Origin of the sequence: Bacillus silvicola (assembly GCF_050524305.1) — a bacterium.
Taxonomy (GTDB): Bacteria; Bacillota; Bacilli; order Bacillales; family Bacillaceae_G; genus Bacillus_A; species Bacillus_A cereus_AT.
In genome coordinates, this window is record NZ_JBNGVC010000012.1 from 1,835,105 (window position 1) to 1,860,193 (window position 25,089).

Consider the following 25,089-nt stretch of genomic DNA (forward strand, 5'->3'; position numbering starts at 1 on the left):
ATTTTTCTATTTTTCTTTCTTTTTGATACGATATAACTAGAATTAGAAAGGAGCAATTTATGTTTATATTAAAAGACATCAAATATAAAGATATTCTACACATTCCTTATTTACAGATTCAAAAAGAAAAAACTACTTGTATTATCGGTGAAAGTGGTAGTGGCAAAAGCACACTACTTCGTATGTTAAATGATTTACAATCACCAACATCTGGAGCAATTGAATATAATGGAAAATCTATTTTAGATTATCCCCCCATTCAATTACGACGTGAAGTTGTCATGCTCGGACAAACTCCGCCTATTTTTGATGGAACAATTAAAGATAATTTATTAATGGGACTGCGCCTTTCTGAAAAGCCATTTCCAAATGACGATGCCCTGCGGGACGCATTAACGACTGTTAGCCTAGATAAAAAATTAGAAGATAGCGCCTCTTCTTTATCAGGCGGTGAAAAACAAAGACTTGCTTTCGCTCGTATTGTACTAATGGATCCACCCGTCTATTTATTAGATGAACCAACTTCGGCACTAGATAGTGATACAGAACGACGCGTTATGAAACAATTCACTCTACTGGCAAGACAAAAGAAAAAAACAGTTATCTTCATCACGCACTCGCAACAACTTCCAGAAGAAATCGCAGACGATATTATTGAAATTAGTAAAACAAACGGTGCAACTAGAAAGGAAGTGCTATCAATTGAAGGGCGTTATTGAACTACAAATTTGGCAACTTGCAGCTGCATATATTTTCATCCTTATTTTAATCGGGCTTGTGAAATTAAAAGGAATACCGCGTGAGAAACAAATTACAATTGCTACATTACGTATGACGATTCAGCTCGTACTAGTCGCATATGTCCTTACATACATATTTGAAAATAGTAATCCGTTTTATACAATAGCTCTCATTACTTCTATTACTACATTTGCGATTTTCAATATTTATAAACGAGTTAATATTCCAATGTCAAAAGAATTAAAACGAGTAGCTGCCCTCTCCATGATTGCTGGATCAATTGGCCCTCTTCTACTATTTATCTTTGTCATTATTGGACACGATCCTTGGTATGCTCCGCAGTATATCGTTCCTATTGCCGGTATGCTAATCGGTAACGCTATGACAGGCATTTGCCTCGGGGCAAATACCTTTTTAAGCAGCATGAAATCACAAAGAGACCATATTGAAGGTGCACTTATGCTTGGGGCAACTCCAAAACAAGCAGCTGCCCCGCTCATACGGGACGCTTTCGATTCTGCTATTTTACCGACAATCAATTCTATGGTTGGAATGGGGATTATAAGTCTTCCAGGCATGATGACTGGTCAAATTTTATCCGGTGTATCACCGTTTACAGCGATTCAATATCAAATTGCGATTATACTTGGCATTTCTGGAAGTACAGCTTTCTCTGTTATTATCTTCTTACAACTTGGGTATAAAACATTCTTTAATAAGCGGTGTCAGTTGAAAGAAGTTGAAGTACAATCATAAAAAAGAAGCTCTGCAAGTTACTTACAGAGCTTCTTTTTTCTTTGCTAATCTTACGCCTTCTTAACGAACTGTGATTTTAACTTCATAGCTCCGAAACCGTCGATTTTGCAATCAATATCGTGATCTCCTTCAACTAGACGAATACTCTTTACTTTCGTACCAATCTTTACAACTGAAGAAGTTCCTTTTACCTTTAAATCTTTAATGACAGTAACAGCATCGCCGTCTTGAAGAACGTTTCCGTTCGCATCTTTTACAACTTTTTCACCATCATTATTTTCAGCTTCTGCTTCTTGGCCCCACTCATGAGCACATTCTGGACATACGAAAAGAACGCCATCCTCATACGTATATTCTGAATTACATTTTGGACAATTTGGTAAAGTAGCCATAAATTCATTTCCTCCGTTCATTATTTATACGTAAAAATCAAATGTGATGTTTACATCTCGATAAATAAAATTTGTATAGCATTTCTTTATACTGCCATAGTCTCACGTTATTGACAAGCCTACCTCAAATTCTCATTTTTTATTGTATTTTACAAAAGTTCAATCAGTATGGCGTTTTGTATTCACATTTTTCGTTAATTAACTTACTCGACATGTACTTCTTCCATCCAGCTGCTCGTCTTAGATTTCACTACTATTAAATGCTCATTTTCCCATTTTAGTTTGCCTAAAAATCTAGAATAGACTACTTCATTCCCTACTTCTTCTACGAGTAATTTATTTACCACTCTTAGTCCTTTATCGTTATACACTTCACACATTAGCTGAAATCCTTCCGAACGATGAATTCCTTTTAATATGGCCGTTTTCTTTCGGCTTGGGCTCTTCTTCGGTGTTTTATCCACTAAAAATACAATCTCATAATTCTCTTTCTCTATTTCTTGAAGCGCTTCGTTCACATGCTCTTTAATCATTTCTATTGATATTTTTGAATACTTTTCAATAGCTGGTACGACATAGAGGTGAACCAACTCACAAAAATGCTTATATTTCTCCTCAACTGATTCCAGATTTAAAAATTGCATATAATCATAAGGTACGAATATACAAATTTCACCCAGGGTCTCGTGTAGTTCATAAGAAACATCTTTATTAGGGTTTGCTAGGCAATATATATCTATATTTTCTACAGTTCCTAATCCAAGATCCAACCTACTTAATCTCTTTGAAAAAATCAATTCAAAAATTCTCATTTCATGTAATCTATTATAATGTTTTTTAGGACGTTTCTTAGCCCAATCATAAAAATGAACATCCATCATACTACCTTTTCCTCCTAATATTATTTACTTTTCTAATATACAAAAAGAAGAACCTTCACAAGATTCTTCTTTTTAAAATGAACGAGTTTCTCTCTAGAAAAACCACATATTTTCTTCAACATAGATTTGATACTCTTCAGCTTCTTCTTCACTCAACTTTTTATTATTTAAATACACTTCTTGCCATTCAAAGTAATCATCATTTAAATATACAGCGAATTTAATTTTCACATTTTTCTTTTCTTCATAATCATAACCAGTAAATTCTACTACATCATAATCTTGTTCTTTCTTTACATACTTCCAATTTGGTTTATCTGTAATAGACTCTAAAGCCTCTCCTTCAAGACTTAAGCGAACAACGTTTTTAATATTAGGTTCAGTTGGTATAGAAGCTAAACCGAAACTAGCGCCTGCAAAGAATACAAATACTATCACCTGTAAAGCAATCATAAGCCCGATATGAGCGCCACCTTTTGATTGTAAATAATACTCTTTCTTATACTCAGGCACATCCTCTTCCTTATGAAAAATACGGATAACATGCTTATAATATAATCGGTTTCCTTGCCACCCAGTAAACAGCATCGTTCCAGCATATATGATAAAATCTATCCACATCGGTATATCAATAAAAGTAGCTATAATTAAAGTAGGTACCGCCAATAACGTAAGTATAATAAATAACTTATACATTTTACGATAAGCTAACCAAAAAGACGGGAAGAAAAAGGCTACCCAATTCCATGTATTCCCTTGTGCTGGATTTTCTACTTTGCCCCATTTAAAGTCATAATAAGCTGTATTCTTTTGAACAACTTTATGTAACTCTTGTGGAGAAATTGTTTCTTGTAAAACTGTGTCCTTCACGTACATCATCCTTTTCTTATTTCTACATCAATTTATTTTATAGAAATAAAAAGAAGTAATCTAACAAAAAGGGCATATATTTCAAAAAATTGAACGGAAATCGAATATATTCCGACAATTACCCACTTATTATTCTATTTTACTTCTAAATGTATTAAAATGATCATATATCATATCTTTAATACACTAAGTTAATTATTTTATATATTCACTAAAAGTGATGTTAATGAATCACTTTTAGTGAATATATAAAATACTATTGGAATATCGCCAAATCTAAAATCTCGACTTAAGAGACTTCACAAATTAGCGTTCTACTATTTCAAACATATTTCCACTTACACAACTAATGAATAATCTATCATTAACTTCCTCAATCGATACAATAAAATCTATTTCAACTACATTTTTAGGCAGTTTAATAATACCTTTTACTTCGCCACATTCAGCATCAAGTATTATTAATTCTAAATTTGAAGTAGCAATGTAAATTTCACCATCTTTATATAACAGAACCCTTGCAATATCATGTAGAGTAGTATGGCTCCAAATCACTTTACCCGTTTGAATATGAACACCATAAATTCTGCCTTCTCCTAAGGATAATACCATCATCTCTCCGATAAGAAACGGAGGCAATTCAATTTCAGAAGGTACATTTACTTCATATAACTTTTGACCGTTCTTATGATCATAACATTGTATTTGTGTACTTACACCTTCGTATCTATACTCAGTTCTTGTTACTACTATTTTTGATTCCTTTGATACAATGTAAGAGTATTCTACTTCATCAAGGACTTTTTCAAAGATTACGTTACAATCTTCTTTACCATATTCCCATTTTCGTAGTAAATCTGCTGCTATACATATAAAATTTTCATTGTCTAAAACAACTGGATCATTCGGATAACAATCTTCTATCATTTGTTTCCATAGTGTAGAAGCGTCTAATAATTGCATGGCAATTGCAACGTTACTATATGCATCAACTTCCCCATCTTCATCAAAAGGATTTCCTGCTAACACATAGTAATCTGAGCCAAGATGGCACTGCAACTTTTCTCCTCCGACTCGGACATTCTTTTCCCATACTTTCACTCCACTTTCAAGCTCTAATAAAACATTGTAGCCTTCCTGTGTAATAACTAATAAACGTGGTAATTCTTCCCTCGTAGTTTTTACATCTTGTATAATATGCCCTTCTATTTCTAAATTCCATAGAAACTCTCCAGAACTTGATGAAATAGCGTACAATTTCGCAATATTTTTTCCAAATCTATTCGCATGCCAAATAATTGTGACCCCATTCACAGTTATGCAATTACAATCTTCTACTAGTGGAAGATTGCACTGCCAAATCTCTTCTTTCGTTTCACTATCGAGTTTACGAATTTCGTGGTTATTTTCCTCCACATAAAAGATACTCTTCTCATTATGAGATAGTACCGGAGTAAATATCGGTTCAATCTCTATTCCTTTTACATACTGCCAATTTAATTCATATTTATCACTTGTAGCATGATAAATTCGATACATAATTGTGTCATTTCCATTTACAAGTTTAGAAACAAATGGTTCAATTTCTAACATTCTATGATAAGCATCTTTAATTCGAAAAGAATCCACCCCACTTACGTAAATCTGCTCTATCTCCTTTTTAAGAAACGCAAAGATTACTCGTAAAAATTGCTCACTATCAACACTAGCTAACTTCTTTCCTCTCTGATCAAGAATAAGAAATTCCCCATCCTTCTTCTTAAATTCCACCTTTTTTTCATATTCATTCAAAAAAATCACAGCATCATCATATTTAAAAAATTCAACCCAAGCGTCAAACAACCAACAAATCGGGTCTATTATGTCTGTTTTTTCTTGAAACACAATACTTTCATCTATACTAAGTACTATTTCTCCAGTATTTTCTGTTGGCAATTTATTTAGTTCAATTTGAAACTTTTTCATTATTTTCTCCCTCTTAATCACGTTGAAATACTATGTTTATTTACCCCACATTCCCCTGCACTTTCTCAATAACATCTTCTATACGTTCCGTTATACATTCTTTCTCCCATTCTCCCTCACCGTGCATAGCCGTATAAACTGGATAATTCTCATCGTTACTATCTACAAAAATCGGATCTCCAAGATACGAATCTATCCCAATTACAATCCATCCTTCTTTCCAATCTCCTTCTTCATTCCCGGCTAAGCTTTGCCCTTCTTCATCAAAACTATAACCAAGTTGCCCTTCTTCTATTTCTTCACTATTAAACAATTCTATCGTCATTGGTTCAAATTCATACTCTAGCTCAATTTCATTATCCTCAGCACGATCTACATGTGCTAAAAGTTGTTTAATTTTATTATGGTTAATCATGATATCTTCTCCATTCTATCTTAAAGAATCTAGCTTTATTCATAATGAGCTGCCGCAAGTAACATTTGGGCGATAAAGTGAAACTTTAATCAGTGGGGGTTTTGTTCATCCCCGCTGATTATTAGTTGAACCAATCGGGCTTTTATGAGCAGTTGATCCCCCGCCTAACTTCTTTGCTTTCACTGAATTTTGATGTAGGGGGTCTTACTGCCCGTTAATGCGGGATAAACTGCCATGGAATATTTTCTGGAAGCCTCTCCCCTTGATTTATATAAACACCTTCATAAGCACCTAACCAACCATGGAATGCCTCTAAATAAGTCTCTATCTCTACGTTCTCCCATTCATCTTTATTCTCTTTTAAATCCTTTTGGAGATATACAAGAAACTTCAACAAATCTTCTTCATAATTCACATTATCAAATTATTCAAATACACCCATATTTTGTCCCTCTTTCTATTGCTCATTATTCAAACTAACTATACTATATGAAATAAGATTCTTAAAACTATTATTTGAGGTGACCAATATGAAGACTACACTTTGGACAGAAGATGACTATTTAAAATTAGCACCGATTAACGACGAACTAATAAAAAAAGCTGAAGAAGTACTAAACGTAAAGCTTCCAGAATCGTACATAAACCTGCTAAAAGAACAAAATGGGGGGACGCTTCGCCTTGATGCTCACCCTACTCCAAAGCCAAATTCTTGGGCAGACGATCACGTTAATGTGTCTGGTTTATATGGCATTTCTTTTGATGAAAATGATTCTAGTATTTTAGAGAGCCGTTATTTAATTAAAGAGTGGGAAATGCCTGAGAATCTCGTACTTTTATCTGGGGACGGACATACATGGATTGCATTAGACTATCGAAATGTAGCTGAAAATCCTCCAGTTATATTTATCGATAATGAGTTTGAGGAAATTATCGAATTAGCACCTAACTTTGAAAGTTTCTTACAAAACTTAACTACTTACGATTATGATGAAGAATAAACTTAATCTTAAAGAAGAGCGAGATTTCATTACAAATTTACATGCTACTTTAAAACCACTCGGCTTTAAGAAAAAAAGACATACATTTTTCAAAGCTGATAATGGATTTTACAAGCTTATCAATATACAAAAAAGCCAGTTTGGGGATGACTTCTATATAAATATAGGAGTTCACCCTATCGGCCTCCCGCAGCTTATTACGGACCAATTACAAATAAGAGAAAATATTTCAATATTCGATTGTATTCTACAGACGAGAATAGAGCCTATAAACATTAAAAAGAGCTATCTATTGCATAATGTTTCACATGAAACTATCCACATTCCGGATTATCTTTCGACTTCTCATTCTTTGTAAAGCGTTTTTTTATTATATAAAAATAACAAAAGCATCCTTGTATATGAAGGATGCTTTTACTATTCACCTACCAATTCTCCCTGCACTCTTCAATCAAACACAGCAAGTACCTCTTCGTCATATCTGCCCTTCTCCACCTTGAGAGCATTCGCTTTTCTTTTGGATTATGCCGTATTCTCTCTACTTCTTTTAATAAAGGGTCCCATTCTTTCGCTGAACGTTCTAATAAGTATTGTAATCCTCTATCTTTTGAGACAATTGTTTTATGATCCAGTGTATATAAAATACGTCCCATCGTAACGACAGCTGATTCCACCCATTCTTCTATGAAAAATAAATATGGCTGCTTCGCTTTTTCACTCCAGTAATGTTCTACGTTGTATTTCATCGTATTTACTACATCGTCCCATCGTATTTGAAACGAAAGGTCTTCTGCTTCTCCCCCGGCAACTGTAATACCTTGATTTTTCAATGTCCACCATGTGACCGCATTAATATCCCAATGACCTATATTCGCCTTACCGTCTGCACAATACACGTACTCATTCATTTCATCATTGTATTTCCCTAAGTCAGCAAGAGGAATATACATACCATCCATTCTTTTACCTAACGTACTTTTACTAAGCTTTTTATGAAATTCTATAATTTGTTGTTTTTCAGCTTCATTTACGGAATCACTTATTACCGTAACAAAATCAACATCGCTCGTTTCTATATGAAATGCTCCTAACGCGATCGATCCGTAAATGTATACCCCGACTATTTTTTCATCCGAAAAAATTTCTTTTAACTCTACTATGTACTGATTCATTAACTGTTTTACTTCTTCTGGTAGAGCCTGCTTTATTCCGTTCTCCACATCTATCCCTCCATATAAAAAGGCCTTTGCAAATTCGCAAAGGCTTCATGCTTTATAAATATTTCTCGATTTCTTCGTAAACATCCTTCAAACGAGGATTTCCTTCTCCAACGATTTCACCATTTACAAGAACGACCGGATAAAATAGATCTTCCTCCACTACGCGCTCTGCGAATGCTTTTTTATCTTCATTCTCTTGTTCTTCTTGAAAATCAATATACTCGAAATTAAATTTATTTTCTTGTCCTTCATATTTACGACCAATCGCCGCTTGTAACCATTCAAACGTTTCTGTTGAAGATGGCATTCCAACGCAGCTCGCACAAATTACTTTCGTCCCATACACTTGAACATTAACCATTTCTTCTCCCCCACTTCTTGTTTCAACAGCATATTCAGATGTCTTAGTACATAAGCACATCATTTTACAAACTTATTCCATACCCCTATACTGAAAAAACACGTTGTACACACGATACAATATTTCGACAATAAAACAAGAAGAGAAAAAATAGATTTTCCCCTCTATCTTGATTATAATAAAACTGATGAAAGGAGTCGATAAAAATGGAAAACCCACATATGCAAGAACAAGTATTAGAAGTATTAGATAAATTACGTCCATTCTTACTTCGCGATGGCGGAGACGTTGAATTAGTAGACATTGAAGAAGGTATCGTAAAACTACGCCTTATGGGTGCATGCGGAAGCTGCCCAAGTTCTACAATCACACTAAAAGCTGGTATCGAACGCGCGTTACTTGAAGAAGTACCAGGCGTTATTGAAGTAGAACAAGTATTTTAATTAAAAGCGGAAGCGGCTCGTTCAGAATCGCTTGCTAAAAAGAGACCCAAATGGGTCTCTTTTTTTATTCACATAACTATTCCGCTTTAACATCATAAAACAAAATTGGAAATCCTTCTCAAAAAATGCGATAATTGATACTATATAGTGAATCGTTCACACATATAAATTAAAAAACATAGGGGGACGACACATGCCAAAAATGGGGAACACTTTTTTAACAATTCAAGAACTAGAAAAGAAAAAAGAGTATTTATTAGAACTTTCATCCGTTATACCAACATGGAATGCGAGCTATCAATTTTTATTTAAAGAAATCCAACAAGAATTATTGAGTAAAGTAAATGAGAAAATCGAAAAACATCAACTCATTTTACATATATGTGCAGATCAACAGGTAGGGGCATAATGTATTACATACAATTGTGGTATAAAAAAGAGACCTCAATCGGTCTCTTTTTTATACTTTTATGATAGCCAATCTAATTTTCTAATCCCAAGCTTATCAACTGGTAAACGAAGTGACCCGTAAAAATGCTTCATAAATTGCTCGGAGCGGTTCACATCGTGTAAAATGGCTTCTAAGCGATCTCTATATATGCTTTTTTGTTCTTCGTTTCCTGTTTGATAATATCGTTCAACCGTTTCAAAGTACTGGAGTGGGAACAGAATCCTTGCAAATAATAAGCGCCAACCAAATGAGGATAGCGAATAATTACGTTCATAATCTGTAATGAATTGAACTACCGTTTGCTCCCAGTCGTTCTTTTTTTCTGTCATCATATGGCGAATACATTCTGCTATATCCCGACTTGGGTGGTCATATACCCAATCAAAAGGAAGTTTTAAGCGCTTCGTTTGATGCCATAATAAAGGTGTAAATCGTTCTTGGCAAATTGTTGCCGCGTCAGTTATTTGCGGTGTATCGTCCATTTCTGTATCGACAACATATTGAATTGCATTTTCTGCAACTCCTAAGTAATACGGGAAGGATTCAATAAACAATTGATCGAATACGTCTGAAGGATGGTTCATCACTTGCGATTGCCAAAACTTTTCTAATTGATCGAGCCTTTTTTCCCATAATGCTTTCCATTCACCAATGCGGCTTAATTGCTCAACTTCTTCTGGAAAGAATGCACCACGTTTATGGAATATAGAAAGCTCACTTCCTAATGATGTAGCATGTCGCTCTAACATACGCATACCTTTTAATAAGCAATAATTTTTTTCTTCTATCTCACTTACATAGTAGCCGTGTATAGTTGGAACGAAAGTCGCAACAGTTATATCCCCTTGCTGGTTCATATAATCACTGAGCTTTTTCATCTCTACAAGTACTTCTTCCTCCATTTCTCCAATTGGAACAAGTACATAAATTTTGTTGCGAATCCAAAAGCTTTTATAGGGGCCAAGGGGGATTAATTCTTTAACATGCATGTGATAATGCTCATAAATATGCTGAATCATCGCAGTCGCCACCTATGGTTTTTCTTTATATATATGAGCTTGTGCTCGCCTTTCATTCCTATGCACATGATAAAGCAACGAAACGTATACAAATACTAAAAAGAAAAAAAGGTGATAAACATGAAAGAATCAAATCAACTACAAGAAAGAGCATTACAACTATTACAAGAACGCGGTGTAACAATTGACGATATTGCTGAACTTGTTCATTTTCTTCAAAAGAAATACCATGCAAATTTAGAGATGTCAGAATGTCGCTATAACGTTGAGCGTGTACTATCAAAACGCGAAGTACAAAACGCACTTATTACAGGCATTGAACTTGATGTCCTTGCTGAAAAGGGAATGTTAAGTCAACCGTTACAAGATATCGTAAAACGCGATGAAGGACTATATGGAATCGATGAAGTTATCGCACTTTCTATCGTTAACGTGTACGGTTCTATCGGTTTCACGAACTTTGGATATATCGATAAATTAAAACCGGGTATTTTAGAATACTTAAATGATAAATCATCTGGAAAGGTGCATACCTTCCTTGATGATATCGTTGGCGGAATTGCTGCCGCTGCTTCAAGTCGTTTAGCGCACCGTGCTGAGCATTCGGAATAAAGTGAAACTTTAATCAGTGGGGATTTTGTCCATTCCCCACTGATTATTAGCCTTCACCAATCGGGCTTTTACGGGCAGTTATCTCCCGCCTAACTGACTCGCATCCGCCGAATTTTGAGGTGGGAGTCTTACTGCCCGCAAATAGCGGGATAAAGTGTCTAGGCCGTCAGTTTTATACTGACGGCCTTTCGTATTCCATAAGCATAAACTCTCTTCCACGGCTCAAAAAAACAGGTCCTACTTGAAATCCAATGTTTTTATATAACCTAATTGCTCTTTTATTAAATGTCGCTACACTTAGTCGAAACATTTTTGAATTTAATTCCTCAGCAGCAAATGCAATTCCCGCTTGAAAAAATATTTCCCCCATCCCTTTCCCTGTTAAATCCGGCTTCATTCCAAGCCCGATATCTACTACATTTTCTCCCCTATATAAATTAGCATCTCTTCCGCCCGGAACTTGCGCATTTTCTCCAAAACAAAAATAGCCGATGAATTCTCCCTTCTCATCACAACAACCGTAATACGTCCCATCTAATAGCTCTTCTATTACTTCAACCTCTCCTGAAAAACTATATAAATTGTACGGTTCCTCATACGTCCACATATTTATCTCATTCGCTTCTTCTTCTGTTAACTTATGTATTTCCATTCCTCTCGCTCCTCATCAAATATTCTATATATATTTACTCATTCATTTTCAACACTCAATTTCCCTCTAATTACAATATGCATAATTGCATACGCACACCCATTTAAAAAATGTTAAGCTTTATTTGAATCGCTGTTGTTACACTTCTTGATTAAGAAAGACCGTTAACCGGAAAATTAACGTCTTATCAAATTCAAGCAATTGGCACATTTTGTCATCATCAAAGACACTCAAAAGAGTGTCTTTTTTTCTATAAATGAGCAGGACCTGCTCATTTATAAAATAAATACATAAATTAATATAACTCTTTAAACGCATTATTCCCTTTCTATACGCTAGGGTGTTCGTTACGACAGATTCGGATAATAAAAAGCACTCCAGCCAGAGTGCTTTTTACTTTCAAACAAGGAGGTTACATATATGGATAGTACTCTTGTATTTAACTTCGGCATTGGTATTGTCATCATTTTATTCGTCTTCTTTGTTCTTTGTATGAGCGGAGTATAGCAATCTTTTATGCTGATAACTCCTTTAAAGTATCACTTAATTTGAACTTTCTTAATTGTAATGAAGCAATCATTGCTGCCCCTGATCCAAGTATCACACTAGCTAGGGCCAATATGAAAACTTGATTATACGGAATAATAATAACCGTTAACTCTAAGCTTGATAACACAATATAACTAAACAAAATCCCACCAAAAATGCCAATACAACCAGCTATCGCTCCAAGTAAAGTTCCCTCTAATAAAACAATCCGTCTCATTTGCTTCGGGATAGCCCCTACCGCACGAATCATACTAATTTCAGCACGTCTTTCATGTAAGCTTGCGACAATCGCATTCATTAATCCTATACCAGAAATAATGAAAACAATTACAACTAACAAGCGAATTAACATCATCATTTGCGATAATAACTGCTCTTGTTCTTTCAATAAATCATAACTGTTTATAACTTCTACATTCTCTTTATTATTTGTAACTTGTTTTACTTGCTTCTTAATCGCTTCAAATGATTGATTAGAATTAGTCATAATTTGAATTGCTTCATATCCTTGTACGTGAAACTTATCGCGAGCCCATTGTTCATTTACAAAAATATCTAACCCTCTTAACCTTAATCCTTGCTCAATAATCGAAACAACTTTAATTGTTTGTTTTTCTTTCCCTTTTCCTTGTACGTCAATCGTATCATGCAACTGAAGCCCTAAATTTTTAGCCGTTTCCTTCGTAACGACTCCCTCACCATCTTGTAATGGCTTATTTAAACTTTGTCCTGCAATCACTTTCGCCTTTGTTATTTTTTGATACGCGACAATATCATTCCCCACAACTTCCATCAAATCAGGTTCAAAATTATTTTTCCTCGCATATTCATACCATTCTTGATTCGCTTTTTTAAAATTATAATTCACAAGCCTTGCTGTAAAATCGGTAGCATTCCCTACACTCGCCTCTACACCGTCAATTTCTCTAACCTTTCCATTTCAATAATATTCATCCCGATATCCCCTTCTCTCTCTATTTACCAATCTATATATTCTATTCAGAATGCAAAATTCCTACTTTTTTGTATTTTTTTGTAACATGCTAATATTTCTCATGTCAGAAAAATTGACTCGCGCAAAAAAAGTAACCATAATAGTTACACGAATACATAAAAGTTATTCACATATCCACAAATAGGAGGAAGAACAATGAAACATGTAATCGTTTATGCACACCCAAATACAGAAAGCTTCAACCATGCGATTTTAGAAACGGTAAAAAGTGAATTAGAAGGAAAAGGTCATGAAGTACGCGTTCGCGATCTATACGAATTAAACTTCAATCCAGTATTAGGCGCTTCTGATTTCATCTCATTTTCTCAAGGAAACACACCAGAAGATATTAAAGAAGAGCAAGAGCATATCTCTTGGGCTGATAGCATTACATTCATTTACCCAGTTTGGTGGGCAGGACTTCCTGCTATTTTAAAGGGATACGTTGACCGTGTATTTAGCCACGGCTTTGCTTATGCTTACGGTGAGAATGGCATTGAAAAGTTATTAAGCGGCAAAAAAGGATTATTATTATCTACAATGGGAAATACGAAAGAAGCATACACCGCAGGCGGTATGTTTGACGCAATGAAGAAAACAGCGGATGTTGGTATTTTTGAATTTACAGGAATTGAAACAATTGAGCATACATTCTATACGAGTGTTCCTTCTGTGGATGATAGTGTGCGTAAACAATATCTTGAAGAAGTTAAAGACGTTGTTAATCGTGCGTTTTAATAAAAAAACTCTGGTTATAACAACCGGAGTTTTTTTATTTCATCATCAATTTTGGAATATATCTTTGAAGCATACTTTCTAATTCATTCATATCTTCCTGTCTAATAAGTAAATTTACATTGTCATTCATTTTTTCTCGCCCGCGATATAAAAATATATTTTCTTTTGGATTTTCCCATGTTGATGTTTTATAGCCTTTTAATTCTTCATATGAATAAAAGTTCAATCCGTCTATTACACCTTTTTCATATATTTGTACACTTTTAATCAGATGGATAGCTATTAAAGTCATAAAACAGCTTGCTACAGCATAACTACCTGACTGAATGAGAAACTGTTCAAATGTACCAATATCACCACTTACGTATTGAGCATATATATACATACATTGTCCGATAAAGTACGCTGGTCCAAGTAAAACAATCCAACGTCGTTTCACCCGAGGATATGCTGCAATAAGCTTTCCCGCGCTTTTTTTCATTTCATTTATTTTATATATCTTCCATAGAACAAAGAATAAAACACATAATGTAAAAATAAACATAATACATGACATCCAGTACACTCTTATTTCCTCCCCTTCACATCATTACATATAAATTTTACATTTTATATCCCTATAGTACATATGCAATTGTGCATAAAAAAACAGGTAACCTCTTCCGGTTACCTGTTTTTCATTACATCTTCTCAATCCACTCCGTCAAGTTATGCACAACTTGCGTCGGTTGTACTTCATATTCTGTTAACTTCTCCACAGTTGTTACTCCAGTGTGGACAATAAGGGTATGCATACCAGCATTTATCCCCGCTAAAATATCTGTATCGTAGTTATCCCCAACCATTAATGCTTCTTCTTTTTCTATGCCAAGCACTTTTAACGCTTGTTCCATAATGATTGATTCTGGTTTTCCGATAAAGATTGGATCCACACCTGTTGATACTGCTACAACTGATGTTAATGAACCGTTACCTGGTAATAATCCGCGCTCAGTCGGAATGGCAATGTCCCCATTTGTGGAAATAAACGTTGCACCGTTACGCACAGCAAGGCAAGCTTTTGCTAATTTTTCATATGTGATATCACGATCTAAACCAACAACAACGAAATCAGGATTTTCATCCACAAGTTCAAAGCCTTTTTCCACAAGTGCAGCGTGTAAGCCCTCTTCACCAATCATATATACAGTTGCATCTTGTTTACGCTCATAAATAAAGTTCGCTGTAGCCATACTCGTTGTGAATACTTGCTCTGCTTTCGCTGGAATATCGAAACGAACGAGTTTTTCTGCAACTTGTTCTGGTTTACGAGTTGAGTTATTCGTAACGAATAAATACGGAATGCCGCGCTCTCCTAATGCTTTCACGAAGTCGCTTGCTTCTTCAATTTGTTCTTCACCACGATACATTGTACCGTCTAAGTCAATTAAATAACCTTTATACATCGATTATGTCTCCCCTTCTCTGCTGACGTTCTCATCTATCATACCACTCTTATATTACCCCCTTTTTCCAAAGAAAAAAACGCTTTACACTAAAGCGTCCCATAACGTTCATTTTTTCTCTTTTACTTGGTAAGAACAACTACAATCACCCTCGCACATGTTTGCTAGTGTCTTTACATCTGCATTCGCAAATAAACGCTTATACATCTCTTTTTCATCTTCACATACTTGCGGGAATCTCTCTGCAATTTCCTTTAACGGACAATTTTGCTTTTCAATTACGAAAGAGTTCTCTCCATCTCTCTTTATTTGAACCATATAACCATTTTTCTCTTGCATAGCAGCTATTTCCTGTACTTTATATGCTAAATTACTTTGATTGCTTATCTTCTTTTTTAACTGTTCTTCCATTCGTTTCGTTCTCGCTTGTAAAACATAACGAAGTATTTTTTCATCGCCCATTCGAGCTAAATCATCTAATATTTCAATAGCAAACTGCTTATATTCTTTCGGGAATGTATCTTCTCCCTTTTGACTTAGTCCATACAAATATGTTGGGCGTCCAACATGCTGCCTTACCATCTTTGAATAAATTAGCTCATCATTCTCTAGTTTACTTAAATGCCTTCGGATCGCCATCTCTGTAATTTCTAAAGCTTCGGCTAATTCTGCTACAGTATGCTCGCCCTTTACCTTTAATAATTGTATAATTTCTTCTTTCGTAGTACGTGCTTCCCCCATAGCTCATCCTTCTCCCTTTTCTCTCTCATATACAATATAAGATCCCCAAAAGGAATCCTCGGGGATCTTATAAGCATAATTATTCTGGTACAAATGCAGATACAGGCCCTAATTCCTTCTCTAAATAACTGCGAATATTTGCTGGGTAGTTCTCTACCACTGCAATATGTTTTTGAATCGTCTTATATAATTCATCATGATTCATTTGAATATAATCTTGCGTAAGCATTTTTCGAAGAAGGATAACTTCTTTCATTCCTTGTCCTTCTTCTGCACTTATCACTCGCTCGTCCATTAAAATATCGATAATATCTTCATAGCTTCCTGGATCGCGCATAATAAATCCATCAATCATCGCATTCCCTACATCTAATACGCAATCAATCATAAGATGGGCTATGCGCTCTAATGCATAAAATTCAAACTCGGTTTCATATATCTTCTTCTCTTGAAATGTATTTGTTGCTCGTTCTAAACATACTAGCATTTGTTCTATTTTTTTTCTGTCTACGAAGTACATTCATGTCACCTACCTGGAAATTAAAGCATTTACATTTTAATTGTAACGCTTTCTTCTGAAAAAATCGACAATTTTTCGAATTCACCTTTTCTCCTTTATTTGTTATAGTTATATTTGTATGATTTTTGAAATTGGAGGAATGGAATCTTGGAACGTGAACTCGCACTAGAAATTGTCCGTGTAACAGAAGCAGCAGCATTAGCATCCGCACAGTGGATGGGCCGCGGAAAGAAAAATGAAGCAGATGATGCAGCAACTACAGCTATGCGTGATATGTTCGATTCAGTAAACATGGCAGGTACAGTTGTAATTGGTGAAGGAGAACTTGATGAAGCACCGATGTTATATATTGGTGAAGAACTAGGAACAGGTAACGGTCCAGAAGTAGATATCGCCGTTGATCCATTAGAAGGTACAAACATCGTTGCAAAAGGTCTTGCAAATGCAATGGCAGTTATCGCAATCGCAGATAAAGGAAACCTTCTTCACGCTCCTGATATGTACATGGAAAAAATCGCGGTTGGTCCAAAAGCAGCTGGTAAAATTAGCTTAGATGATCCAATTGAAAAAACAATTGAAATTGTAGCAGAAGCTAACAATAAAAAGATTCGTGATCTAACAGTTATCGTTCAAGAACGTGAACGTCATCAAGATATTATTGACCGTGTTCGTGCAAAAGGTGCACGCGTGAAATTATTTGGTGATGGCGATGTTGGTGCATCAATCGCAACAGCACTACCTGGAACAGGTATCGACTTATTCGTAGGTGTTGGCGGAGCTCCAGAAGGCGTTATTTCTGCAGCAGCATTAAAATGCCTTGAAGGTGAAATGCAAGCTCGCTTAGTTCCAATGAACGAAGAAGAAGAAGCTCGTTGTCGTGAAATGGGATTAGAAGATCCTCGTCAACTGCTTATGTTAGATGACTTAGTATCTGGTGATGATGCAATCTTCTCAGCAACAGGTGTTTCTGCTGGTGAGTTATTAGACGGCGTGAAATTCCTTGGCGGAGATTTAGCTGAAACATATTCTATCGTTATGCGTTACAAAACAAGAACAGTACGTTTCATTAAAACGCATCACCATTTAGATCATAAACCACACTTAAACTTAGATATTTAATAAAGGAGCCATGTGTATGGAAGAACGTTTCTTTCTGTACGACGACACTGTCGCTACAAAAACTCGTTTCGTTAGCTTTATGGGAGAAAATGAGCGTCATGATTTAGCGCTTTTATACTCCGATCGTCATTACGGTAAAACAATTGTCCTTGATATGCAACGCAATAAATTTGCAATCATCGGTCCTGACGATTTAAACGAACCAGGCTACTTAGAGCACGCATTTTCTATGACTGAAGAAATTGCAGAAGAATTACGCTCATTTTTATTTGAACTTATATAATTTATCGTATGCACCAGCTATTTTAGCTGGTGTTTTTTCATTGTAAGAGTTTTGAATTTTCAATCTTCTGTGTTATAATTAAGAATAAATCTATTTGGATAGAAAGGACGTTATCTACGTATGCCAACATTTACTTTGTAATGGACCAGCAATTGGATAGCATTACTCTCAAAAAAGCACCGTGCTTTTTCAAGGGAGTAGTCTGCCCATTCCCATTACAAAGGAACGTAACGCATCTGTAGTATGATGTTTACGGAGGTTCCTCTTTGGGGAACCTCTTTTTATTTTTGTCTACTTCTCATATCTTCATACTACAAGACATCCAAATAGCTGTATTACGTTCCTTTACCAATATATAAGAGGTGAAGGAAAATGCAGAAAGTACAACTTTCTTGGAGTTTATATGAAAACGAACTAGCAACAATCGAAAAATATTGTAAAAATTGCAGGCGTACTACCCTTTTTACCGACACGAACATTCGCAGGCATAACGCAAACGGAAAGAACATATATCGATTTGCAATTTATAAATGTCCGAAAGATCATACGTGGAATCAAAAACTTCATATTTATAAATCATTTACTGATCACGTCGAAACTGTCGATATGACTCAGCAAGAACAAACGGAAACAAGTACTACCATTTCCATTACACAATACAAAGAAAGTGGTATAGCCGAAATAACGATCGTATTAGACATAGTTTTCGGTTCCCACCGGGTTGATAAAGTGTTATCCACATATATTTCAGATTGGAGCCGTGCACTCATTGTGGAGAAAATTAAAAATGGGTACATCCAACTAAATGGACAACAAATGAAACCAAACAAAACGCTTTCTGAAGGTGATCACATTTCAATTTGTTTGTAAGGAGGACTCACATGTTAACGGTGAGAAAAGGTACGATTGATTTATTGAATGACTTAGATGTAATGTATACAGCATGCAAAGAAGCACTCTTACAGAACAAAATTTATCAATGGGATGATTCTTACCCGTCGCGGGACCATATTTCCTATCATTTAAAACAAGGTGAACTGTATTGCCTATTTGAGGATGATTCACTCGTTGGTGCTGTCGTGCTAAACGAGTGGCAATCTCCCGAATATGAACGAATTGATTGGTCAGAAACAGACGGACGCTTTCTTATCGTCCATTCTTTCGTCATCCATCCTTTCGCGCAAGGAAAGGGATATAGCAAAGTACTTTTATCCTTTTGGGAAAGCGAAGCAAGACGGATAGGCTACAAAGGAATACGCCTAGATTGCTTTACAGGTAATCCGGTTTCATTAAGCCTTTATGAAAAAAATAATTATATTTGCCGAGGTGCTGTTTATTTCAAAAGTAAACAGCCTCCTCATAATTGGTATAATTGCTATGAAAAAAACCTCTTACAATCGTAAGAGGTTTTTTTATTTCTTCACTTTTCGTAATACGAAGTGTGCACAACCGAAGTTACAGTACTCGTATAAATACTCTGATAAAGTACTAATTTTCGTATCATATGTCGAACGTTGATTACTATCATCAAAGAATCCACGCAATCTAAGTTGCTCATAACCCCAGTCTCCAACGATATAATCATATTTATTTAAAATTTCTGCATAACGCTCTTTAAATGCTTCTTCACTAAAACCGTCACGAAAGTTTTTAATTACTTCGTACTGAACATTATTAACGCTCACCGTAGTATGAATCTCTTGCTTTTGCTCCATTATGAACTTCCTCTCTAAGCATTCTTCTTTTTATCGTATCACAAAGCATAACAACCAACAATTTCAAATACAAAAAATTGAAAATTAGTGCATGCTATGGAGAAGGAGGTGATACATCGTGAAAAAGCAAATTATACTCTCTCTCCTCACTCTTTCCTTATTTACAGGCTGTCAGTCAACTAATAAAGCCGAAATGGAACGTGAAGAAGGAAGTCGTGTTCTTGTTTCCAATAAAAACGACATGTATCATACGGAAAATACAAATACACGGCTCACAAGGGTTGGCTATTCATCTAAACAAAAACATGAAGTATCTAACAAACAAGTAGGAGCCATTAACCGTGAGAAAGTCGCTGAAATGATTACAAGCATGACAGTTAAACTTCCTGACGTTGCAAATGCTGCCACGCTCGTTACTGACGACGAAGTATTCGTTGTATACCGTGCCAACACAACCGATCCGAAACTAGTAGCGGATCAAGTATATAAAACTGCTTTGTCCATCGTTCCTCGCTATTATAAAGCATATGTGTCAACAAACCAAAAGTTGATTTCTCAAATTCAAGGCCTTCAATCCGGTAGCTTAAACGATACAGAATATGAACAAAGTCTTGATATGCTAAAACGTGAAATGAGCAACAATCCTCATTTGAACAATACCGGGGAGCAAACTTTAAATGATATGATTAAAAAATAAAAAGGTGGAAAAAACCTCCACCTTTTTTTACTATTTCTTCCGATCTGCATAAACCTCCATCGCATCACACATAAACTGCGCTAAACCTTCACCAAACTTATCAATATTTTTCGTAAAACGCTCATCAGCAACATACATTTGACCGAGCCCCTTAAAGGCTTCTAATGAATATTCACCAAAGTTTTGCAAGTAATCGTACCAGACTCCAATTGCTTCTTGCGCCTCTTTAGAATCAGGGGCTCCATTTCGAAGTGTTGCTAGCTTTCTGTAAATATTATTAAACTCCTCCTGTTTCTCTGTAGACATACCCTTCGCTGTTTTATTCGCTTTAACTACAGCCTCATCTCCCCATCGTTCACGTGCTTCTTCTTCGTACGGGTTATGACTAAAATCAAATCCTTCAAATTTCTCTTTGTTCGTCATTTCAATCTCTCCTTTTGTATGCTGAATTGTTTTATTAATCGTCGCTATCACCTTATCCAATCTAGCCCGCTTTTCAAGAAGCATTTTCTTATGAAGCTGTAATGCTTCTTCACGGTCGAATGAAGGACTCATGATAATTTCCTTAATCTTCTTTAAAGGGAAGCCAAGCTCTTTAAAAAATAAAATTTGCTGCAATGTTTCTAAATTTTCATTGGAATACAGACGATATCCAGACTCTGTCGTCTCATCTGGGGTTAACAACCCAATTTCATCGTAATGATGCAGTGTGCGCACACTAACTCCAACTAAATTAGCTACTTCTTTTACCCTCATTGTCATGCGTATCTCCCCCTTAGTACATACGATAAAGTATGACGCAACGTTAGAGTCAACAAAAAATTCATTCGTTTTTCGAAAGATTCATCTCTCCACATTCTCCTACATTTCATGCATAATATATATGTACATACATTAGAAAGCGGTGAAAGTATGGTTTCAAATACTGTAATTGCCAGCATCATATTTCAACTCGTTGTTTCGATTCTGGTCCCAATTATTGTACTCGTTTATTTCCGTAAGAAATATAATATTAATTTGAAAATAGTTGGCGTTGGTGTCCTTATCTTTATCGGGTTTACCCAAATTCTCGAAACACCATTCCAATTATTCATGCGTGGTAATCCCACAACAGCTGAGTTTTTAAAGAACCCATTTATCTTTTCGATTTCCGGCGGACTAACTGCTGGTATTTTTGAAGAACTAGGTCGTTTCGTTGCCTTTTACTACTTACTGAAAAAATATCGAGATTATAAAGACGGTCTTGCGTACGGAATTGGGCACGGCGGTATTGAATCGATTTTAGTCGGCGGATTCGCTGGGCTTCAAACTCTTACCTTTGCAACATCTATTAACAATGGTAGCTTCGCTCAAATGGTTGAACAATACCCACAGTTGAGCCATATCAAGGACTTGTTAATAGAGCAACCTGCCTATTTATACTTACTTGGTAGCCTAGAAAGAATTATGGCATTAGTACTGCAAATTGCCTTCACAATGCTTGTCGTATACGCGGTAAAACAAAAGAAATACATTTTCCTCGTATACGCTATACTATTCCATACACTTGTAGACTTTTTCGCAGCACTTTACCAAACAAAAATGATTAACATCTTTGTTGCAGAAGGAATCACTCTTCTCTTCGCGATTGGTGGTTTCATTCTTATTCGTAAAATGAAAGAGAAATTAGTGAGTGTACCAGAGTAAAAAATAACCCACCAGTTGGTGGGTTATTTTTTATAAGGATTGTCGTAATGATGATAACTTTTTCCTCCTTGCAGCTCCCTCTTTGTTTCTGCATCTATAACGATGTACTTATGAAACTCTTCTACCTCATCTTGAGTAAAAGAAGCAAAAAAGTACACTTGGCGATCAGGGTGAACAAACGAATCTTGAATCACCACGCTACTACGACAGCCGACAGCTGTTTTTTGTCGGAAGGTAAATTCTGCATCTTGTACTTCTTTCCATAAAATTTTCTTTCGAACACTATACGCCGCATTTTTGTATTCCTTATAGACCTTCTTATCTAACTGTTCATAAAATAGATTTTCATTCACAAACGATTTGTTTTGATTGCTCGGGTATTCTAATTCTTGATTTGATTGTGCATATGTTGTGGACAGTTGTACGAGAAAACAAATACTGAATACAATGCATATCATTTTTTTCATAATTGTACCTCAATTTTTTATTATCCACATTACTTTTCCACATACTTAGATCACTATGCCCTTTCCAAGAAAAAGGAATTTTTTCCATACTTGTCGAAGTATATATCGTCAACTTGAAAGATGGGGATGAAATATGAAGAAAATTATTATAATACGACATTGTTCAGCAACTGGACAAGAGCGTAATGCCGAATTAACAAACGTAGGAAGAGACCAAGCAAACAACCTTGCTACATTCCTCATAGAAAATAATCTACAAATAGGTCATATTATTTCAAGCCCTTTTGTCCGCGCTATCGATTCTATTCGGCCCTATGCACGCCAAGCTAATTTACCTATTCAAGAAGATGAACGGTTAGCAGAGCGCATATTAAGCAACGTTCCAATGGATGATTGGATGCAAAAACTAGAATCCACTTTTACAAACATAGATATTGCCTTTTCGGGCGGAGAGTCAACAAAACAAGCAACAGACCGTGCCATCTCACTTATTCAGGAAGTTTTAAAACTAGAGCATGACACAACATTACTCGTTACACACGGCAACTTACTCACATTAATTTTAAAGCACTTTGATCATACTATTGGCTTTGATGAATGGAAAACTTTAACTAATCCTGATATTTATGAAATTAAACTTGATGAACAATCTATCATAAAACGATTATGGAAAGCGCCATCCAAGTAATATCCCTTTCCAATACATTCAGTTGACACTGCGAGAAGATATGGTAGGGCTGCAGTAAAACATAGAGAGGGGTATCATGCAATATGTACGAAGACGTACTTTCTTTACTACATAAAACAAATGCTTCTTATGAAAAATTTGAACACGAACCAGTACTCGATTATGAGACAGATCGCATCGTTCGTGAAAGGCTCGGCTTACAAGGTACTCCAAGTAAAAGCCTATTTTTAAAATCAAAATCCGGGGAGTACTACGTATTCTTTACGTTAGAGGGAACTCGTCTCAACCGAGGAGAGATGAAAGAAATAACAGGAGAGAGCTTATCTCTCTGTTCTCCTGACGAGCTAAGAGAAGAGACTGGCTGTACTCCAGGATGTGTAGCTCCTTTCGGTTATTCACAAGATGTAACGATTATTGTGGACAGTTCAATTTATACTTACAATAAAATTTTAATTACACCTGGTGTACCTGAATTTACAATTGAATTATCCACAGAGGAATTAAAAAGAATTTTATCAACGTGTCAAAATACAGTTTTAGAGTATAAGAAAAAAGAGAGCTAATCATTAGCTCTCTTTTTTCACTATTTCGCTTCTGCTGTTTTTTCTTTTGCAGAACGTACTTGCTCGTCCGCATGATAAGAAGAACGTACAAGTGGACCAGCTTCACAGTGGCTAAATCCTTTGCTAAGTGCAATTTCTTTAAGCTCTGCAAATTCTGCTGGTGGATAATATTTAAGAACTGGTAAATGCTTCTTAGATGGTTGTAGATATTGTCCAAGAGTTAAAATATCCACATTGTTTGCACGTAAGTCATCCATTGCTTCAATTAAATCTTCTCTTGTTTCTCCTAAGCCCACCATAATGCTCGATTTAGTTGGAATATCAGGCTGCATTTCTTTTGCTCGACGTAAAAACTCTAATGAACGGTCATATTTTGCTCTAGCGCGAACTCGGTTAGATAATCGACGTACTGTTTCAATGTTATGGTTCAAAATATCTGGTTTTGCATCCATTAACATTTTTAAGTTTTCTTCTACCCCACCCATATCAGATGGTAATACTTCGATAGACGTGAATGGATTTTTACGACGTACAGCGCGTACTGTTTCAGCGAAAACAGCTGCTCCGCCGTCCTTTAAATCATCACGTGCAACCGCTGTTATAACAACGTGTTTTAAGCCCATTTGTACTACAGAATCTGCTACGCGTTCTGGCTCTTGTAAATCAAGCTCAGTTGGCAAGCCTGTTTTAACCGCACAAAAACGACAAGCACGTGTACAAACCGCACCTAAAATCATAAATGTTGCTGTTTTCCTTACAGCCCAGCATTCATGAATATTCGGACATTTCGCTTCTTCACAAACGGTATGAAGATTTTTAGAACGCATCATTTTCTTTAAGCCTGTATAGTTTTCATTCGTGTTTAACTTAATTTTCAACCATTCGGGCTTGCGCTTATACTCTGTTTGTTTTGTCATGGTTATCAACTCCGCACAATATGAAATAGTTTACCGTGTTCGCTTCTTTCAATGTAACATATCTATTCTAACGTATGAAAGCGATTTGCTCAAATGAAGATTCTAAGATTTTTTCCAATCGTTCCCTATAATGAAATACTCCGTATATCCCACACTAAAAAGAGTGATGTTGTGAAAGGAGTCTATTT

The 25,089-nt window shown here is 35.7% G+C and carries 33 protein-coding genes and 2 pseudogenes; 16 read left to right on the top strand and 19 right to left on the bottom strand.

Features of this window, described 5'->3' with window-relative positions; translation table 11 throughout:
- Positions 1-59: 59 nt before the first annotated feature.
- Complete coding sequence (locus ACP6L7_RS21645; RefSeq protein WP_097832214.1) at positions 60-719, top strand: ABC transporter ATP-binding protein; 660 nt, start codon at positions 60-62, stop codon at positions 717-719.
- The gene (locus ACP6L7_RS21650) at positions 703-1,497 is read left to right on the top strand and encodes an ABC transporter permease (protein WP_097809355.1); all 795 of its coding nucleotides are present in this window, start codon (positions 703-705) and stop codon (positions 1,495-1,497) included. The genes ACP6L7_RS21645 and ACP6L7_RS21650 overlap by 17 nt, the downstream gene beginning before the upstream one ends.
- A gap of 50 nt (positions 1,498-1,547) precedes the next feature.
- On the opposite strand, the gene phnA is transcribed toward ACP6L7_RS21650, so the two are convergent.
- From phnA to ACP6L7_RS21680, 6 genes are all read right to left on the bottom strand, one after another.
- Positions 1,548-1,889: an alkylphosphonate utilization operon protein PhnA gene (gene phnA, locus ACP6L7_RS21655; protein WP_097832213.1), complete on the bottom strand. Its 342-nt coding sequence runs from the start codon at positions 1,887-1,889 to the stop codon at positions 1,548-1,550.
- 203 nt (positions 1,890-2,092) lie between these two features.
- Positions 2,093-2,770 carry a hypothetical protein gene (locus ACP6L7_RS21660; RefSeq protein ID WP_264448383.1) on the bottom strand — a complete coding sequence of 226 codons (678 nt, stop codon included), beginning with the start codon at positions 2,768-2,770 and terminating at the stop codon, positions 2,093-2,095.
- Between the two features lie 93 nt (positions 2,771-2,863).
- The gene (locus ACP6L7_RS21665) at positions 2,864-3,646 is read right to left on the bottom strand and encodes a DUF2628 domain-containing protein (RefSeq protein WP_097832211.1); all 783 of its coding nucleotides are present in this window, start codon (positions 3,644-3,646) and stop codon (positions 2,864-2,866) included.
- 300 nt (positions 3,647-3,946) lie between these two features.
- Positions 3,947-5,605 carry an outer membrane protein assembly factor BamB family protein gene (locus ACP6L7_RS21670; protein WP_430529381.1) on the bottom strand — a complete coding sequence of 553 codons (1,659 nt, stop codon included), beginning with the start codon at positions 5,603-5,605 and terminating at the stop codon, positions 3,947-3,949.
- A 40-nt stretch (positions 5,606-5,645) separates the two neighbouring features.
- Positions 5,646-6,020 (bottom strand): hypothetical protein, encoded by a 375-nt coding sequence (locus ACP6L7_RS21675; protein WP_097832209.1) that lies wholly within the window; start codon positions 6,018-6,020, stop codon positions 5,646-5,648.
- 214 nt (positions 6,021-6,234) lie between these two features.
- Positions 6,235-6,435: a DUF7660 family protein gene (locus ACP6L7_RS21680; protein WP_430529382.1), complete on the bottom strand. Its 201-nt coding sequence runs from the start codon at positions 6,433-6,435 to the stop codon at positions 6,235-6,237.
- 115 nt (positions 6,436-6,550) lie between these two features.
- Here ACP6L7_RS21680 and ACP6L7_RS21685 point away from each other — a divergent pair, with 115 nt between their 5' ends.
- Together ACP6L7_RS21685 and ACP6L7_RS21690 are read left to right on the top strand one after the other, a co-directional pair.
- Positions 6,551-7,021, top strand: a complete 471-nt coding sequence (locus tag ACP6L7_RS21685; RefSeq protein WP_097832208.1) for an SMI1/KNR4 family protein — start codon at positions 6,551-6,553, stop codon at positions 7,019-7,021.
- Positions 7,008-7,364: pseudogene (locus tag ACP6L7_RS21690) on the top strand (DUF4304 domain-containing protein); the annotation flags it as partial. The gene ACP6L7_RS21685 and the pseudogene ACP6L7_RS21690, both read left to right, overlap by 14 nt.
- 82 nt (positions 7,365-7,446) lie before the next feature.
- Here the strand turns inward: ACP6L7_RS21690 and ACP6L7_RS21695 are convergent.
- Positions 7,447-8,247: a nucleotidyltransferase domain-containing protein gene (locus ACP6L7_RS21695; protein WP_240523228.1), complete on the bottom strand. Its 801-nt coding sequence runs from the start codon at positions 8,245-8,247 to the stop codon at positions 7,447-7,449.
- Between the two features lie 46 nt (positions 8,248-8,293).
- Complete coding sequence (locus ACP6L7_RS21700; RefSeq protein WP_000248596.1) at positions 8,294-8,602, bottom strand: YuzD family protein; 309 nt, start codon at positions 8,600-8,602, stop codon at positions 8,294-8,296.
- Between the two features lie 206 nt (positions 8,603-8,808).
- On the opposite strand from ACP6L7_RS21700, the gene ACP6L7_RS21705 reads away from it, so the two are divergent.
- On the top strand, positions 8,809-9,045 hold the full coding sequence (locus tag ACP6L7_RS21705; RefSeq protein ID WP_000431159.1) for a NifU family protein: 237 nt from the start codon (positions 8,809-8,811) through the stop codon (positions 9,043-9,045).
- Positions 9,046-9,238: 193 nt separating this feature from the next.
- Entirely contained in the window at positions 9,239-9,454 is a 216-nt protein-coding gene (locus ACP6L7_RS21710) for a carbonic anhydrase (RefSeq protein ID WP_097832205.1), read from the top strand.
- 59 nt (positions 9,455-9,513) lie between these two features.
- Here the strand turns inward: ACP6L7_RS21710 and yutH are convergent, their stop codons facing one another.
- The gene (gene yutH / locus ACP6L7_RS21715; RefSeq protein WP_097832204.1) at positions 9,514-10,515 is read right to left on the bottom strand and encodes a spore coat putative kinase YutH; all 1,002 of its coding nucleotides are present in this window, start codon (positions 10,513-10,515) and stop codon (positions 9,514-9,516) included.
- A 120-nt stretch (positions 10,516-10,635) separates the two neighbouring features.
- Between yutH and ACP6L7_RS21720 the strand changes: the two genes are divergently transcribed.
- A complete protein-coding gene (locus tag ACP6L7_RS21720) occupies positions 10,636-11,127 on the top strand; it encodes a phosphatidylglycerophosphatase A family protein (protein ID WP_044740520.1) in 492 nt (163 codons plus the stop codon).
- Between the two features lie 172 nt (positions 11,128-11,299).
- On the opposite strand, the gene ACP6L7_RS21725 is transcribed toward ACP6L7_RS21720, so the two are convergent.
- Both ACP6L7_RS21725 and ACP6L7_RS21730 read right to left on the bottom strand, forming a co-directional pair.
- Positions 11,300-11,779 (bottom strand): GNAT family N-acetyltransferase, encoded by a 480-nt coding sequence (locus tag ACP6L7_RS21725; RefSeq protein ID WP_097832203.1) that lies wholly within the window; start codon positions 11,777-11,779, stop codon positions 11,300-11,302.
- Positions 11,780-12,293: 514 nt separating this feature from the next.
- Positions 12,294-13,262, bottom strand: a pseudogene (locus ACP6L7_RS21730) (ABC transporter permease); the annotation flags it as partial.
- Positions 13,263-13,478: 216 nt separating this feature from the next.
- Here ACP6L7_RS21730 and ACP6L7_RS21735 point away from each other — a divergent pair.
- The gene (locus ACP6L7_RS21735) at positions 13,479-14,060 is read left to right on the top strand and encodes an NAD(P)H-dependent oxidoreductase (RefSeq protein ID WP_000683439.1); all 582 of its coding nucleotides are present in this window, start codon (positions 13,479-13,481) and stop codon (positions 14,058-14,060) included.
- A gap of 34 nt (positions 14,061-14,094) precedes the next feature.
- Here the strand turns inward: ACP6L7_RS21735 and ACP6L7_RS21740 are convergent, their stop codons facing one another.
- From ACP6L7_RS21740 to ACP6L7_RS21755, 4 genes are all read right to left on the bottom strand, one after another.
- A complete protein-coding gene (locus tag ACP6L7_RS21740; protein WP_097832202.1) occupies positions 14,095-14,625 on the bottom strand; it encodes an iron ABC transporter substrate-binding protein in 531 nt (176 codons plus the stop codon).
- Between the two features lie 115 nt (positions 14,626-14,740).
- On the bottom strand, positions 14,741-15,505 hold the full coding sequence (locus ACP6L7_RS21745; RefSeq protein ID WP_097832201.1) for a TIGR01457 family HAD-type hydrolase: 765 nt from the start codon (positions 15,503-15,505) through the stop codon (positions 14,741-14,743).
- A 108-nt stretch (positions 15,506-15,613) separates the two neighbouring features.
- Positions 15,614-16,246: a helix-turn-helix transcriptional regulator gene (locus ACP6L7_RS21750; protein WP_097832200.1), complete on the bottom strand. Its 633-nt coding sequence runs from the start codon at positions 16,244-16,246 to the stop codon at positions 15,614-15,616.
- A 79-nt stretch (positions 16,247-16,325) separates the two neighbouring features.
- On the bottom strand, positions 16,326-16,766 hold the full coding sequence (locus ACP6L7_RS21755; RefSeq protein WP_087949220.1) for a DUF86 domain-containing protein: 441 nt from the start codon (positions 16,764-16,766) through the stop codon (positions 16,326-16,328).
- A gap of 147 nt (positions 16,767-16,913) precedes the next feature.
- On the opposite strand from ACP6L7_RS21755, the gene glpX reads away from it, so the two are divergent.
- The 4 genes from glpX to ACP6L7_RS21775 all read left to right on the top strand — a co-directional run bounded on the left by glpX (position 16,914) and on the right by ACP6L7_RS21775 (position 19,571).
- Complete coding sequence (gene glpX, locus ACP6L7_RS21760) at positions 16,914-17,885, top strand: class II fructose-bisphosphatase (protein WP_000439096.1); 972 nt, start codon at positions 16,914-16,916, stop codon at positions 17,883-17,885.
- 16 nt (positions 17,886-17,901) lie between these two features.
- Complete coding sequence (locus ACP6L7_RS21765; protein ID WP_000392609.1) at positions 17,902-18,168, top strand: DUF3055 domain-containing protein; 267 nt, start codon at positions 17,902-17,904, stop codon at positions 18,166-18,168.
- 372 nt (positions 18,169-18,540) lie between these two features.
- Positions 18,541-19,038, top strand: coding sequence for a cytoplasmic protein (locus ACP6L7_RS21770; protein ID WP_097832198.1), 498 nt, complete (start codon positions 18,541-18,543; stop codon positions 19,036-19,038).
- 11 nt (positions 19,039-19,049) lie between these two features.
- The gene (locus ACP6L7_RS21775) at positions 19,050-19,571 is read left to right on the top strand and encodes a GNAT family N-acetyltransferase (protein ID WP_097832197.1); all 522 of its coding nucleotides are present in this window, start codon (positions 19,050-19,052) and stop codon (positions 19,569-19,571) included.
- 9 nt (positions 19,572-19,580) lie between these two features.
- Here ACP6L7_RS21775 and ACP6L7_RS21780 read toward each other — a convergent pair whose 3' ends face one another.
- On the bottom strand, positions 19,581-19,883 hold the full coding sequence (locus ACP6L7_RS21780) for a YutD family protein (protein ID WP_000435944.1): 303 nt from the start codon (positions 19,881-19,883) through the stop codon (positions 19,581-19,583).
- A gap of 118 nt (positions 19,884-20,001) precedes the next feature.
- On the opposite strand from ACP6L7_RS21780, the gene ACP6L7_RS21785 reads away from it, so the two are divergent.
- On the top strand, positions 20,002-20,580 hold the full coding sequence (locus tag ACP6L7_RS21785) for a YhcN/YlaJ family sporulation lipoprotein (RefSeq protein WP_097832196.1): 579 nt from the start codon (positions 20,002-20,004) through the stop codon (positions 20,578-20,580).
- A 30-nt stretch (positions 20,581-20,610) separates the two neighbouring features.
- Here the strand turns inward: ACP6L7_RS21785 and ACP6L7_RS21790 are convergent, their stop codons facing one another.
- A complete protein-coding gene (locus ACP6L7_RS21790) occupies positions 20,611-21,342 on the bottom strand; it encodes a MerR family transcriptional regulator (protein ID WP_097832195.1) in 732 nt (243 codons plus the stop codon).
- A 108-nt stretch (positions 21,343-21,450) separates the two neighbouring features.
- On the opposite strand from ACP6L7_RS21790, the gene ACP6L7_RS21795 reads away from it, so the two are divergent.
- A complete protein-coding gene (locus ACP6L7_RS21795; protein ID WP_141533515.1) occupies positions 21,451-22,266 on the top strand; it encodes a YhfC family intramembrane metalloprotease in 816 nt (271 codons plus the stop codon).
- Between the two features lie 23 nt (positions 22,267-22,289).
- Here ACP6L7_RS21795 and ACP6L7_RS21800 read toward each other — a convergent pair whose 3' ends face one another.
- Positions 22,290-22,733 carry a hypothetical protein gene (locus tag ACP6L7_RS21800; protein ID WP_097832193.1) on the bottom strand — a complete coding sequence of 148 codons (444 nt, stop codon included), beginning with the start codon at positions 22,731-22,733 and terminating at the stop codon, positions 22,290-22,292.
- Between the two features lie 133 nt (positions 22,734-22,866).
- Between ACP6L7_RS21800 and ACP6L7_RS21805 the strand changes: the two genes are divergently transcribed.
- The gene (locus ACP6L7_RS21805) at positions 22,867-23,421 is read left to right on the top strand and encodes a histidine phosphatase family protein (protein WP_097832192.1); all 555 of its coding nucleotides are present in this window, start codon (positions 22,867-22,869) and stop codon (positions 23,419-23,421) included.
- An 83-nt stretch (positions 23,422-23,504) separates the two neighbouring features.
- The gene (locus ACP6L7_RS21810) at positions 23,505-23,984 is read left to right on the top strand and encodes a YbaK/EbsC family protein (RefSeq protein WP_097832191.1); all 480 of its coding nucleotides are present in this window, start codon (positions 23,505-23,507) and stop codon (positions 23,982-23,984) included.
- A 20-nt stretch (positions 23,985-24,004) separates the two neighbouring features.
- On the opposite strand, the gene lipA is transcribed toward ACP6L7_RS21810, so the two are convergent.
- Positions 24,005-24,901 (bottom strand): lipoyl synthase, encoded by an 897-nt coding sequence (gene lipA, locus ACP6L7_RS21815; protein ID WP_000166375.1) that lies wholly within the window; start codon positions 24,899-24,901, stop codon positions 24,005-24,007.
- Positions 24,902-25,089: the final 188 nt, after the last annotated feature.